Consider the following 13,197-nt stretch of genomic DNA (forward strand, 5'->3'; position numbering starts at 1 on the left):
AGGGCAGGCTGTGCAGCAAAACTGAAAGCATAGAGACAAAACAGAAGGGAAAAGAAACAAGATGATCATTTCGACCAAAAAAGGCACCCCCAAGGAAGAGCTGGAAAAGATCGTAGACAAATTCGAGAAACAGGGCCTGGATGTGACCCTGATCACCGGCAAGGATTACAATGTGTTCGGTCTGGTGGGCGATACCACCAAGATCGATGAGCGCGACGTGCTGGCCAACCCCTGGATCGACAACGTCACCCGCGTGTCCGCTCCCTATAAGCGGGCCAACCGCCTGTTCCACCCCGCCGATTCCATCATCGACTGCGGCGGCGTGAAGATCGGCAGGGGCGAGAAGATCGCCGTGATGGCAGGCCCCTGCAGCATCGAGGGCGAGGAGCAGGCACTGCGCATTGCCAACGGCGTAAAGGCGGGCGGTGCAAGCCTGTTCCGCGGCGGCGCTTATAAGCCCCGCACTTCTCCCTACTCCTTCCAGGGTCTGGAGACCGAGGGCATCCTCGATATGGTCAAGGCACGGGAGGCCACCGGAATGCCCATCGTGTCCGAGCTGATGAGCGAGGACCGGATCCCGGAGTTTGAGGAATATGTGGACGTGGTGCAGATCGGTGCCCGCAACATGCAGAATTTCCAGCTGCTCAAGGCCGTGGGCAAGATGCACAAGCCTGTTCTGCTCAAGCGCGGCCTGTGCAACACCATCGAGGAGTGGATCATGTCCGCAGAGTATATCATGGCCGGCGGCAACGAGCAGGTCATTCTCTGCGAGCGGGGCATCCGCACCTTTGAAAAATACACCCGCAACACCCTCGACCTCTCCGCTGTGCCCATCATCCACGAAAAGACCCATCTGCCCATCATCGTGGACCCCAGCCACGCCACCGGCAAGGCCAATCTGGTTGAGCCGATGATGATCGCCGCTGTGGCCGCCGGTGCCGACGGTCTGGAGGTGGAAGTCCACTATGATCCCCGCCACGCATGGAGCGATGGCGCACAGTGCCTGACCCCGGATGCCTTTGCACAGGCCATGGCAAAGTGCCGTCAGGTCGCATGGGCCATTGGCCGGGATATGTAAGATGGATGTGGTGGTAAAACGCGCCCGCCCAGTGGCGGGCAGGATCGCCGCGCCGCCCAGCAAAAGCATGGCTCACCGGGCGGTGCTCTGCGCGGCGCTGGCAAAGGGAACCTCCCATCTCCACCATCTTGCCTTCAGCAAGGATATCTCCGCCACGCTGGGCGCGGCGGGCCGACTGTGCGCCCGTGTCACCACCGGTGAAAACGACGCGGTGGTGGAGGGGCTTGGCCGCTTTCTGCCGGTTGATGCCCCCGTGGACTGCTGTGAGAGCGGCAGTACCTTGCGCTTCCTCATCCCGCTGGCCAGCCTGACCGGGCAGGAAGTGACTTTTACAGGCCGTGGGCGGCTGATGGAGCGGCCCCAGTCGGTCTACAAAACGCTGTATCAGCAGCAGGGCCTGCGCTTTGAGCAGGGCGCGGACCGCCTGACTGTGGAAGGTGCCCTGACCCCGGGCGAATACGAGCTGGCGGGCAACGTGTCCAGCCAGTTCATCAGCGGGCTGCTGTTTGCCCTGCCCCTGTTGGGCGGCACCAGCACCCTGCACCTCATCCCGCCTGTGGAGAGCCGGAGCTACATCGATATGACCCGCGCGGTGCAGCACGCCTTTGGCGTGGAGAGCCGCTGGCTGGATGAAAACACGCTGGAAATTCCCGGCGGGCAGCACTATCTTCCCGGTGATTACACCGTGGAGGGCGATTACAGCCAGGCGGCTTTTCCTGCCGTGCTGGGCGCTGTGACCGGCGGGGTGGCCATCACCGGCCTGTCTGAGGAGACCTTGCAGGGCGATGCCGCCATTCTGGAGATCCTCCGGCGGTGCGGTGCAAGATTCACCCGCACCGGGCAGGGCGTGGTGTTTGAAAAGGCCCCGCTCCACGGAACGGACATCGACCTTGCCGACTGCCCCGACCTGGGCCCCGTGCTGATGGTGCTGGGCCTGCTGTGTGAGGGCACCACGGTCATCCGCAACGCCGAGCGTCTCCGCATCAAGGAGAGTGACCGCATCGAGGCCATGGAGACCGAGCTGCGGGCCTGCGGCGGGCAGCTGGAGAGCGAGGGCGGCACCATTACCATCCATGGCTGTGCCGGCGCGCTCCATGCCCCGGAGCAGCCGCTTTCCGGCCACAACGACCACCGCGTGGTGATGAGCCTTGCGGTGCTGGCGCTGGCCGCCGGGCTGGCCCTGCCCATCAGCGGGGCCGAGGCCGTTGCCAAGAGCTGGCCGGATTTTCTGGAAGCCATCAAGCCTTTGGGCGCGGAGGTGGAACATGTTGGATAAATCAAAGCGTTATCTCATTGTGGGCCTGGGCCTGCTGGGCGGCAAGTACGCCTTGGAGCTGAGCAGGGCCGGGTTCCATGTGGACGGCATCAACCGCAGCGAGGGCCATCTGCAGTATGCCCTCGACCACGGCTATATCGCCAGCGGCAAGACCCACGATTTTGAGGATCTGGTATGTCAGGCCGATCATATCATCTTCGGTTTGTACCCCACGGCCCTGCTCGAGTGGTTCCGGACCTACGGCCACCTGCTGAAGGAGGGCTGCATCTTTACCGATGTGTCGGGCGTAAAGACCGGTCTGGTGGAGCCCATTCAGGCCATGTGCAGGCCGGGCGTGGAGTTCATTGCCAGCCACCCCATGGCGGGCCGTGAGACCTCCAGCGTGGAGCACGCCGCCGAGGTGAATTTTGCCCCGGCCAACTTCATTGTGACCCCCACGGAAAAGAACACCCCGGAGGCCGTTCAGTGGGCCAGGGAGCTGGCCGAGGTGCTGGGCTTCAAGCATATCTGCACCCTGACCGTGCAGGAGCATGACAGGATGATCGGCTATGTCAGCCAGCTCTGCCATGCCATCGCCGTCAGCCTGATGTGCGCCAACGACAATACCTCGCTGTGCGAGTACACCGGCGATTCCTTCCGGGACCTGACCCGCATTGCACGCATCAACGATAAGATGTGGGCGGAGCTGTTCCTCTGGAACAAAGAAAACCTTATCTCCGAGATCGACCAGTTCAGCGGGGCGCTGAACGAGATGCGCAACGCCCTTGTGGCTGATGACCGGGAAAAGCTGGAGGAGATGTTCCGCCTGTCCACCCAGCGCCGCGCGGCGTTTGATAAGAAAGCGCCGTAACCTTTTCAGCACGCAGCACTGCTGTTTTTTTTCAGCTCCCCTGCTGGGGAGAGCTGGAATCGAGACTGAGAGGTTTGGCACAACACGAAAAAATGAGGTGTACCGAATGCCCAAACAGGAAGGCCAGAAATCCAAGCTGCTGGCGCTATTGCGCATTTTTGAGCAGCAGACCGATGAAAACCACCTGCTGAACGTGCCGCAGCTGGTGGAGCTGCTGGAGGCGCAGGGCATCCGCTGCGAGCGCAAGAGCGTGTACAGCGATATTGAGGCACTGGGTGCGCTGGGCTATGACATCAAGCTGCGCCGGGGCCGGGGCGGCGGGTATTTCCTTGCCAGCCGCACCTTTGATCTGGCGGAGCTCAAGCTGCTGGTGGATGCCGTGCAGGCAAGCCGGGTGGTATCTGGCACCACGAGCAGGCGGCTGATCCACAAGCTGGAAAAGCTCTGCTCCAACTACGAGGGCAGCCAGCTGCAGCGTCAGGTCTATGTGGAGGGCCGCCCCAAGACCGACAGCAAGAGCCTGCTGTACAGCATCGATGCCCTGCACGAGGCCATCAACAACGGTAAAATGGTGGAGTTCCTCTACAGAAAAGCCGACAGCCGCGAGAAAGAGAAAAGGTCCGTCAGCCCGTGGCAGCTGGCCTGGGAGAACGGGTGCTACTACCTCATTGCCTTTGCCGACGAAAAGGGCATCCGCCATTATCGGGTGGATAAGATGAGCGGGGTCCGGGTGCTGGATGCGCCCCGGCGGGGTCAGGAGCAGTTTGCGGATCTTGACCTGCCTGCCTATCTGCGCAAGCACTTTGGAATGTACGGCGGGCCGGAGCATCGCGTTACCCTGCGGTGCACCGCGGATCTGGAAGGTGCCATGCGGGAGCGCTTTGGCGCAACGCCCATGTTCCTGCCCGAGGAGAATGGCTGCTTCCATTTTGATGTCCCCATCTGCGTCAGTGACCAGTTCTATGGCTGGGTCTGCGGCTTTGGCGGCAAGATAGAAGTGGTTGCCCCGCCCGAAGTGCGGCAGGGAATGCGGGAGATGACCGCCCGGCTGGCAGAACAGCATCAATAACAAGAAAAAGGACTGCGAAAGCAGTCCTTTTTGCGTGTTTACGGTTCCTTCAATTCCAGATCACTGGGCAGGATCAGATCCAGGGCAGCGGCGGGCTCGGCGACAAGGCGGCGGCTCTGGTGGAAGATGGCCTTTTCCAGTGTGTTGCGGGCAAGGCGGCCATTGCCGGCGGTGCGGGCATCGACTGCCTGCCAGCGGGCATAATAGCCCAGCAGGGGTTCGGTGCAGGCTTCGGCCAGGGTGTAGCCCTTGTTTTTGGCAAGGACCCGGGTGATCTGCAGCAGCTCCACGGCGGTGTAGTCCGGGAACTCGATCCGGTTGGGAAAACGGCTGGCAAGGCCGCTGTTGGCGGTGAGGAAGGTCTCCATCTCCCTGGTGTAACCCGCCAGAATGACCACCAGCTCATCCCGGTGATCCTCCATCCCCTTCACCAGCGTGTCGATGGCTTCCAGCCCGAAGCTGTCCTGCTCGCCGCGGTAAAGGCTGTATGCCTCGTCAATGAAGAGCACACCGCCCAGCGCGCTTTCAATGACGCTGTTGGTCAGGGGGGCGGTGTGGCCGGTGTAGCGGCCCACCAGATCGGCACGGGTCACCTCCACCAACTGGCCGCCCTTGAGGGCACCGATGGCTTTCAGATACCGTGCCACCAGCCGGGCAATGGTGGTCTTGCCGGTGCCGGGGTTGCCCGTGAAGATCATGTGCATGGACAGGCTGGCAGTTTTGAGCCCGGCGGCGGCCCGGCGCTGCTGCACCTGCAGGTTGTCGGCCAGACCGAACACATATTCCTTGACCGGGGCAAGGCCCACCAGCTCGTTGATCTCGGCGCGGATGGCATCCAGCGCGCCGGTGTAGGCCGCAGGCAGCAGGTCGAACAGGGGCTGGTCTGCGCCGTCGTTCAGACGGAACAGCACCCCTTCCGGCCCGGCGGTCAGGGTCACGGTGCCGGTAAGGGTTTCATCGGTTCGCAGGCAATATTCACTCAGGGCGCGGAAGATGCGGTCAGTGCACGCGGAAAGGCCAGCCGCACCCTTCTGTGTGGTGCACTGGGCCGCGACATAGTCCCGCACGTCGGCCCCGGCGGAAAGGGTCAGCCCCAGCCGGGTGCGGATCTTCTGGGCCAGCGCGTTGAGCTGCTGTGCGGCAAGGGCGGCCAGATCCTCCCGGGTGTAGGAGGCCGTCTCGCAGACATCCCCCAGTGCCGACACCAGCGCCGCGCCGAATTTGTCAGCCAGTGCCTCCCGGCCCTTGTGGGAGTAGAAGATGAGGTATTTGCCGCAGGGGTCGATGCGGCTGACGGCTCCCGGGGCCAGCGCCGTGCCTGCATCCACAAGGATGCCCTCTTTGTTCACGAGATACCGGCTGGACAGGGGGGCACTGCCCTTGACGGCCAGATCAGACAGGGTCTTCAGAAAGCCGGGATAACAGCTCTCATAGTGCTCAAAGGCAAGGATCTCCCCGGGTGCATGCAGGGCAGCGTAGAGGTCCTGCAGGAAGAGCTTCTCGGCTCCGGAATTGGGGTAAAGGGCCAGATCCAGCGTGGCGATCCTGTCGCTCTGCAAAAGGCCCCGGGCCGCCATGCGGCGGGCAGTTTCTTCCAGTGCAAAATGCCTGCCTGTGCCTGCCCCGCCTGTGAGCAGGATGACGTTGCGGGCGGCGGGGGCTTCGGTGCCCAGCACAAAGGGGCGGCGCATGGCCCGCACCACGCTGTCCACAAAAGCATCCTGCCCCAGCACCGTCTGCTTGACCTCGGCAGCAAGGCCTTCAAAGCTGCCCAGGTGCTCCGGCTTCACGTCGGTGGTGCCCCTGGCCAGCAGGCCTTCGTCCTCCATGTCCCGCAGCATCTGGCGGCTGCTTTCCAGCGCGGCGGCGGTGGCATCGCTCTGGGTTTTGAGCTGGGCGTTCTGCTGCTTCAACAGCTCATCCAGCCGTTTCTGTTGTTCCAGAAGCGCCGCGTTCAGGTCAGGCAGGGCGGCGCTGCCGCCTGCTTTGGGTGCAGAAGTGCCGGGGGCGGCCTTGAATCTGCCCCCCGGGCCGAACACGCCGTTCATCAGACTTTCCCAATCATCGGTGTATGCCATAAAACTTCCCTCCGTGCAGTGCTTTTTCTTTCAGTATAGTGGAGTCTGGTACGTTTTGCAAGGAAAGGGTTGAAATAAAGGACAAAGTTCGTTACACTATTGTCAAATGAAAGGATGAATTGCCATGGAGCCAAGAACACCTGCTGAATGGAAGACGCTGTTTGAGAGCGAAGCCTTTGCCCGCCAGACGGAATACTACGGCCCGCTGGGGGTGGAGTATACCCCCGCCGGGACACACCTGCGCCTGTGGGCTCCCACGGCAAAACAGGCAGCAGTGAACCTGTACCGCCGGGGCACCGGCGGGGCCTGTGTGGGCACCCTGCCCCTGCAGCAGCAGGACAAGGGTGTGTGGAGCATCTATCTGCCCGGCGACCAGCACGGAAAATACTACGATTTCACCCTTACCACCCCGTTTGGCACCTGCAATGCAGCGGACCCTTACGCCCGCTCGGCAGGGGTGAACGGGGTGCGCAGCATGATCTTTGACCCGGCCCGGGTAGACCCGCAGGGCTGGGAGCGGGATGTGCGGCCGGTGATCCCACCGGCCCGCCGCAGCGTTTGGGAGGTCAGCGTCCGGGATTTCTCGCAGGACCCGGCCAGCGGTGTGCACACAGCCTGGCGGGGCAAATTTCTGGCCTTTACCCAGCAGGGCACGACCCTGAGCAGCGACGGCATCCACCCTACCTGCCTGAATTACCTCAAGCGGCTGGGGGTGAGCTATGTCCAGCTCATGCCAATCTTCGATTTTGGCAGCGTGGATGAGAGCCGCCCCCTGACCCGGCAGTATAACTGGGGCTACGACCCCACCAACTTCAATGTGCCCGAGGGCAGCTACTCCACCGACCCCACCCGGGGTGAGGTGCGGGTGCGGGAGTGCAAGCAGATGATCGCGGCCCTCCATGCGGCGGGCATCGGCGTTGTAATGGACGTGGTGTATAACCACATGTATCGTTCCGATAATGCGCTGAACCGGGTGGTGCCCCTCTACTACTTCCGCCAGAACGACGACGGTTCCCTCTCCAACGGCAGCGGCTGCGGCAACGAGTTTGCCTCCGAGCGGCCCATGGCCCGGCGCTATCTCATTGATTCGGTGCTCTACTGGGCACGGGAATATCACATCGACGGCTTCCGGTTTGACCTGATGGGCCTGTATGACGTGGAGACCATGAATCTCCTCCGGGCTGAACTGGACAAGCTGCCCGGCGGGCGGGATATCCTGATGTACGGTGAGCCGTGGCAGGGCGGCTGCAGCGCCCTGCACCGGTACGAGGCCAACAAGAACAACCTGAACATGCTGAACGAGCGCATCGGCATCTTTTGCGACAACACCCGGGATGCCATCAAGGGCGGCTGCTTCGATGCCCGGGAGCCGGGCTATGTGGAGGGCAAGTCCGGGAGTTTCTGGGATATCGGTGCTTCGGTGGCGGCGTGGTGCCGCAGTGAGAAGCTGCCGCCTCACGCCCCGGGGCAGATCATCAGCTACGTTTCGGCCCACGACAACTTCACCCTGTGGGATAAGCTCCTGATGGTGCGCTATGCCCGCCCGGAGTTTGCCGCTGTGGACAAGACCGCGCTGGCCCAGAACCGGCTGGCAGCGGGCATCTACCTGACCAGCATGGGTCTGCCTTTCTGGCAGGCAGGCGAGGAGTTTGCCCGCACCAAGAAGGGGCAGGGCAACAGCTACCGCTCCAGCCCGGCCCTCAACCGGCTGGACTGGCACCGGGCCGAACAGTTCCACAGCCTTGTGGATTACTACCGCGGGCTCATTGGTCTGCGGGCGGCGTTCCCCCGGCTGGGCGCGCTGGACAAGGCCAGCCCTGCCGCCATCGAGTTCTTCCCGCTGGAACAGCCTCTTGTGGGCTGGCGGCTCCCCGCCCAGTGGGGCGACGGCGCGGCATGGAGCGCCCTGTGCGTCTACTATAACCCCACCGAGACGGCGCAGGTCGTCACCTTGCCCGGCGGCAGCTGGAAGTTGCTGAGCGACGGCATCTCCTCCAGCCTGTGGCGGGGCAGCAGCCGCATCTGCACCGGCCAGACCGTCCTCCTGCCCCTGAGCGCCACCGTGTTTGGGCAGGTATAAAAATACGGTCTGCCATTGCTTGACAACCTGCAATTGAAAATCCCCTGACCAGTTCATGCCGGTCAGGGGATTTTTGATTTATTGATCAGGAAAAAGATTGGGGAGAATCAGGAGTTTTTCTGTGCCTGCTGGGTCTGGGCGTTCTTTTCGCCCAGGGTCAGGCTGACGGTCTGCATCTGGCCTTCCCGGGCCACGGTGATGGAAAGGGTATCACCGGCGGCATGCTGCTGGATCAGGGTGCCAAGGTCGTCCTTCTGGGCGATCTCGGTGCCGTCGATGCTCACGATGCGGTCACCGGTCTTCAGACCGGCCTTGTCGGCGGGGCCGCCCTGCACAACATCCACAACGTAAACGCCGTAGGCAGTGACGTTGAGCTGTGCGGCGGTCTGGGCATCGGTCACGGCCAGATAGGTGATGCCCATGTAGGGGCGGCCGGAGACATAGCCGTTCTCCAGCAGATCCTGTGCCACCTTGATGGCATCGTTGATGGGGATGGCGAAGCCCAGGCCTTCCGCATCGCTGGAGGAGGACTTTGCGTTGACCAGACCGATGAGCTCACCGTTCATATTGAACAGGCCGCCGCCGGAGTTGCCGGGGCTGACAGAGGCATCCATCTGGATCAGGGACATGGTGTTGGTGGAGCTGGTGCCCTGGATGGTCACGCTGCGGTTCAGGGCGCTGACGATGCCGCTGGTCACGGTGCCGCCCAGCTCACCCAGCGGGTTGCCCACGGCCAGCACGCTCTCGCCCACGGCAAGGCTGTCGCTGTTGCCAACGGTGGCGGGGGTCAGGTCAGTGGCATCGATCTTGAGGACAGCCACGTCGCTGGTGTCATCCTCGCCCACCACGGTGGCGGGGTAATCGGTATCGCCGATGGTCACGGTGATGTTGGACGCGCCGGACACAACGTGTGCACAGGTCAGGATATAGCCGTCGGAGCTGATCACGACACCACTGCCAGCACCGCTCTCCACCTGGTTCTGGCCGTACCAGGACCACTGGGAGTAGACCACCTGCTCGGTGGTGATGACCACAACGCTGGGGCTGACCATCTCAGAGACCTGAGCGGTGGTCATGCCGGAAGCGGTGTTCACTGCGGAGGCAGAGCCGGAATCACTGCTGGACGTGGAGGAAGGTGCCACCTGCTGGATGACCACCTTGCCGCCTGTGTTGCCCACCTGGGCTCCCACAAAGCCGCCGACAAAGCCCATGGCTGCGGCCAGCACCAGCGCAACTGCACTGCGGGCGATATTGCTGTTTTTCCGGCGGCGCTTTTTGGGAGGCTGCTTGGGGCTTCCCTGTGCGGCCTGATACCGGGGGTCTTCCGGAGGCGGCACCGCGCCGCCATCGCTGCCGCTGTTCGGCTCGGCCTGGGGGGCAGCCTGTGCGGCCTCGCCGTAGGTGCCTGCCGTGTTGGCGGTGTTCATGCCGGAGGAGCCGACGTTGGGGTAGCCGGTCTCGCCGGTCTGGCTATGTTCAGAGGAATAATCGTATTCCCACTTGTTCTCGTTATCCATACTGGTTACTTCCTTTCTCAAAGGGAATGGTTCGGAGGGGGCGCTTCTGCCGCACCTCCTTGGAACTGTTTCTATTGTATCCGGTAATTGTGAAAAGGAATCGCTGACCGGGTGAAGAATATGTGAAATAAGGTCGCAGCGGGAAGCCTTGACAGCGGCGCGGGGGCTTGGTATTTTAAGGGTGCAGCGCAGAAGCCGGCAGCATTGCGAAACCTCTCCGTCATCTTCGCTTTGCTCGATGCCACCTCTCCTAGTAGGAGAGGCCTTGGCATACCGTCGCGTTTTCGTGGGTCGGCGCTTCGCTCCTGTTTGCCCTGCGGCAGGTATTGGTTTTGGAGCGTCAGCGATTATTGCGAAAAAACGAATCTTCTGCCAAGGGCTCCCCTACTAGGGGAGCTGTCGCGGCAGCGCCCGCGACTGAGAGGTTTAGCCCAACAGGGCAAGTCCGCGAAAGGAGCAAATTATGAAACTGGAAAAGATTCCGGGCGGTTATGCCCTGTATAAAGAGAAAACCATCATTGGCACCTGCCAGGCCCGGCCCACGGAGCAGGGCGCGGACATCACTGCCCTGACCATTGTGCCGGAATGGCGGCGCAAGGGCTACGGTTCCTACCTGTTAAAAGAGGTATTGCGCAGCCTGGGCGGCTATGACAAAGAGAGCGCCACGGTGTTCACGGCTCCTCTGCCTGCCGATGCGGGGGAGCTGGCCTTCTGGGCAAAGTTCGGCTTTGCGGCAGAGGGCAGCGGGCTGTGCCGCCGCCGCACCCCCGACCTGACGGCCGTGAAGCTTGTGCAGGACTTCCTCGCCGCGCGGCTGGCTGACCCCAGGCTCTGCATCGATGCCACCTGCGGCAACGGGGGCGACACGGCTTTTCTCTGCCGCCTTGTGGGCGAAGGGGGCCGGGTGCTGGGCTTTGACATCCAGCCGGAAGCCATTGCCTCCACCCGGCAGAACCTTGCACGGAAGGGCCTTGCGGCAGAGCTTCACTGCGACAGCCACGCCAACCTCTTACAATATGTACAGCCCGGCACCGTTGATGCCGTGATGTTCAACTTCGGCTGGCTGCCCGGTGCCGACCACGGGGTGTTCTCCCACGCCCAAAGCAGTATTCCGGCGCTGGAGGCCGCCCTCGAGGCCCTGCGGCCCGGCGGGGTGCTCAGCGCCATCCTGTACAGCGGCAAGATCATCGGTTCCGACGAAAAGACCGAGATCCTCCAGTGGATGCGCTCCCGGCCCCTGAAACAGTGCACCGCCCTTGTCTGCAGTTTCGCCAATTGGGCCGATACCGCCCCCTTGCCCTGCTTCCTCCTGAAAAAATAACAAAAACTCTTGCATCTAGGTGGAATTGCTGGTAAAATATAAGTTGTGTGTAATTTTGGCATCCTTGCCCTCTCAGCCAAAGCCTGTCGGCTTTGCCAGCTCCCCCGAAGGGGGAGCCAACGCATCTGGAAGGAGAAGTGCTGCAGATCTGCAGGGCCTGTACCTGGAGCAGCAACCGACTCTCCCTTTGGGAGAGCTGGCTGCGAAGCAGACTGAGAGGGCAAGCCAGTTTACGGAGAATTACCAATGTAACGTGAGATTGACCGAATAAAGAGCCATTCTGATTCAGGAGAAATCAATATATGACAAATCGTGAAGAGATCGAGCGCCGCCGGACGTTTGCGATCATCAGCCACCCCGATGCCGGCAAAACGACCCTGACCGAAAAGCTGCTGCTGTACGGTGGAGCCATCAATCAGGCCGGTTCCGTCAAGGGCAAGCAGAGCGCCAAGCACGCTGTGTCCGACTGGATGGATATCGAGAAGCAGCGCGGTATTTCTGTCACTTCCTCTGTCCTGCAGTTCAACTATGCAGGCAAGTGCGTGAACATTCTGGATACCCCGGGCCATCAGGACTTCTCGGAGGATACCTACCGTACCCTGATGGCAGCGGACTCCGCTGTCATGGTCATCGATGCTGCAAAGGGCGTTGAGGCCCAGACCATCAAGCTGTTCAAGGTCTGCACCCTGCGTCACATCCCCATCTTTACCTTCATCAACAAGATGGACCGCGAAGCCCGCGACCCCTTTGAGCTGATGGAGAACATCGAGGAGATCCTGGGCATCAAGACCTACCCCATGAACTGGCCCATCGGCTGCGGCAAGGAGTTCAAGGGCGTGTTCGACCGCAATACCCGCAAGGTGCTGGCTTTCTCCAGCGACGGCCGCGCCAACGGCGTGAAGAAGGTCAACGAGACCGAGGCCGAACTGGGCGATGCTGCACTGGACGAGCTGCTGACCCCCTACCTGCACCAGCAGCTGGTGGACGAGATCGAGCTGCTGGACGGCGCTGCCGAGGAATTTGACCTCGACAAGGTGCTGCGCGGTGAGCTGAGCCCTGTGTTCTTTGGCTCTGCTCTGACCAACTTCGGCGTGGAGCCCTTCCTGGAAAACTTCCTGCGGCTCACCCCCACCCCGCTGGCCCGTGTGGACAGCCTGACCGGCGAGCCGGTGGACCCCTGCCGCGACGAGTTCTCGGCCTTCATCTTCAAGATCCAGGCCAACATGAACAAGGCCCACCGTGACCGCATCGCCTTTATGCGCATCTGCTCCGGCAAGTTCGAGCGCGGCATGGAGGCTTACCACGTGCAGGAGGGCAAGAACATCAAGCTGGCCACCGGCACCCAGCTGATGGCGCAGGATCGTGCCATCGTGGATGAGGCCTACGCGGGCGATATCATCGGCCTGTTTGACCCGGGCATCTTCTCCATCGGCGACACCCTGTGCACCGGCAAAAAGAAGGTCGAGTTTGCGGGCATCCCCACCTTCTCACCGGAGCATTTTGCCCGCATCGAGCAGAAGGACACCATGAAGCGCAAGCAGTTCGTGAAGGGTATGGAGCAGATCGCCCAGGAGGGTGCCATCCAGATCTTCCGCGAAGTCGGCGGCGGCATGGAGGAGGTCGTGGTCGGCGTGGTCGGTGTGCTGCAGCTGGAAGTGCTGGAGTACCGCCTGAACACCGAGTACAACGTGGAGATCCGGATGCAGCAGCTGCCCTTTGAGCAGCTGCGCTGGGTGAAGAACGACCCCGACACCTACAACCTGCGGGATCTGGATCTGACCAGCGATACCAAGGCTGTGGAGGATATGAAGGGCAACCGTCTGCTGCTGTTCACCTCTGATTGGGCCGTCCGCTGGGCTGAGACCCACAACGACACGCTGGAATTGAGCGAGTTCGGCAATATCTGATTGGAAAAAAGAGAGCTGCTG

The 13,197-nt window shown here is 62.0% G+C and carries 9 protein-coding genes; 7 read left to right on the forward strand and 2 right to left on the reverse strand.

What is annotated here, in order from left to right; genetic code table 11:
* The first annotated feature begins 61 nt into the window (after window positions 1–61).
* From aroF to GXM22_RS01015, 4 genes are all read left to right on the forward strand, one after another.
* Complete coding sequence (gene aroF, locus GXM22_RS01000; RefSeq protein ID WP_005928429.1) at window positions 62–1,078, forward strand: 3-deoxy-7-phosphoheptulonate synthase; 1,017 nt, start codon at window positions 62–64, stop codon at window positions 1,076–1,078.
* Window position 1,079: 1 nt separating this feature from the next.
* On the forward strand, window positions 1,080–2,354 hold the full coding sequence (gene aroA / locus GXM22_RS01005; RefSeq protein ID WP_005928426.1) for a 3-phosphoshikimate 1-carboxyvinyltransferase: 1,275 nt from the start codon (window positions 1,080–1,082) through the stop codon (window positions 2,352–2,354).
* Complete coding sequence (locus GXM22_RS01010; protein WP_005928422.1) at window positions 2,344–3,204, forward strand: prephenate dehydrogenase; 861 nt, start codon at window positions 2,344–2,346, stop codon at window positions 3,202–3,204. Before aroA ends, GXM22_RS01010 begins: the two co-directional genes overlap by 11 nt.
* Before the next feature lie 106 nt (window positions 3,205–3,310).
* The gene (locus GXM22_RS01015; protein ID WP_005928419.1) at window positions 3,311–4,273 is read left to right on the forward strand and encodes a helix-turn-helix transcriptional regulator; all 963 of its coding nucleotides are present in this window, start codon (window positions 3,311–3,313) and stop codon (window positions 4,271–4,273) included.
* Between the two features lie 38 nt (window positions 4,274–4,311).
* On the opposite strand, the gene GXM22_RS01020 is transcribed toward GXM22_RS01015, so the two are convergent.
* Window positions 4,312–6,351, reverse strand: coding sequence for an AAA family ATPase (locus tag GXM22_RS01020; protein WP_005928416.1), 2,040 nt, complete (start codon window positions 6,349–6,351; stop codon window positions 4,312–4,314).
* Window positions 6,352–6,475: 124 nt separating this feature from the next.
* On the opposite strand from GXM22_RS01020, the gene pulA reads away from it, so the two are divergent.
* Window positions 6,476–8,431: a type I pullulanase gene (gene pulA / locus GXM22_RS01025; protein ID WP_005928412.1), complete on the forward strand. Its 1,956-nt coding sequence runs from the start codon at window positions 6,476–6,478 to the stop codon at window positions 8,429–8,431.
* Between the two features lie 107 nt (window positions 8,432–8,538).
* Here the strand turns inward: pulA and GXM22_RS01030 are convergent, their stop codons facing one another.
* A complete protein-coding gene (locus GXM22_RS01030; RefSeq protein ID WP_005928410.1) occupies window positions 8,539–9,948 on the reverse strand; it encodes a S1C family serine protease in 1,410 nt (469 codons plus the stop codon).
* A gap of 463 nt (window positions 9,949–10,411) precedes the next feature.
* Between GXM22_RS01030 and mnmM the strand changes: the two genes are divergently transcribed.
* Together mnmM and GXM22_RS01040 are read left to right on the forward strand one after the other, a co-directional pair.
* Entirely contained in the window at window positions 10,412–11,269 is an 858-nt protein-coding gene (gene mnmM / locus GXM22_RS01035; protein WP_005928408.1) for a tRNA 5-(aminomethyl)-2-thiouridylate-methyltransferase MnmM, read from the forward strand.
* A gap of 302 nt (window positions 11,270–11,571) precedes the next feature.
* The gene (locus GXM22_RS01040; RefSeq protein ID WP_005928402.1) at window positions 11,572–13,176 is read left to right on the forward strand and encodes a peptide chain release factor 3; all 1,605 of its coding nucleotides are present in this window, start codon (window positions 11,572–11,574) and stop codon (window positions 13,174–13,176) included.
* Window positions 13,177–13,197 lie beyond the last annotated feature (21 nt).

This window comes from Faecalibacterium duncaniae, from assembly GCF_010509575.1.
Classification (GTDB): domain Bacteria; phylum Bacillota; class Clostridia; order Oscillospirales; family Ruminococcaceae; genus Faecalibacterium; species Faecalibacterium duncaniae.

Excerpts from the sequence above, each read along its gene's own strand:
- aroF (WP_005928429.1), top strand. The coding sequence starts at position 62 with ATGATCATTTCGACCAAAAAAGGCACCCCCAAGGAAGAGCTGGAAAAG.
- aroA (WP_005928426.1), top strand. The coding sequence starts at position 1,080 with ATGGATGTGGTGGTAAAACGCGCCCGCCCAGTGGCGGGCAGGATCGCC.
- GXM22_RS01010 (WP_005928422.1), top strand. The coding sequence starts at position 2,344 with ATGTTGGATAAATCAAAGCGTTATCTCATTGTGGGCCTGGGCCTGCTG.
- GXM22_RS01015 (WP_005928419.1), top strand. The coding sequence starts at position 3,311 with ATGCCCAAACAGGAAGGCCAGAAATCCAAGCTGCTGGCGCTATTGCGC.
- GXM22_RS01020 (WP_005928416.1), bottom strand. The coding sequence starts at position 6,351 with ATGGCATACACCGATGATTGGGAAAGTCTGATGAACGGCGTGTTCGGC.
- pulA (WP_005928412.1), top strand. The coding sequence starts at position 6,476 with ATGGAGCCAAGAACACCTGCTGAATGGAAGACGCTGTTTGAGAGCGAA.
- GXM22_RS01030 (WP_005928410.1), bottom strand. The coding sequence starts at position 9,948 with ATGGATAACGAGAACAAGTGGGAATACGATTATTCCTCTGAACATAGC.
- mnmM (WP_005928408.1), top strand. The coding sequence starts at position 10,412 with ATGAAACTGGAAAAGATTCCGGGCGGTTATGCCCTGTATAAAGAGAAA.
- GXM22_RS01040 (WP_005928402.1), top strand. The coding sequence starts at position 11,572 with ATGACAAATCGTGAAGAGATCGAGCGCCGCCGGACGTTTGCGATCATC.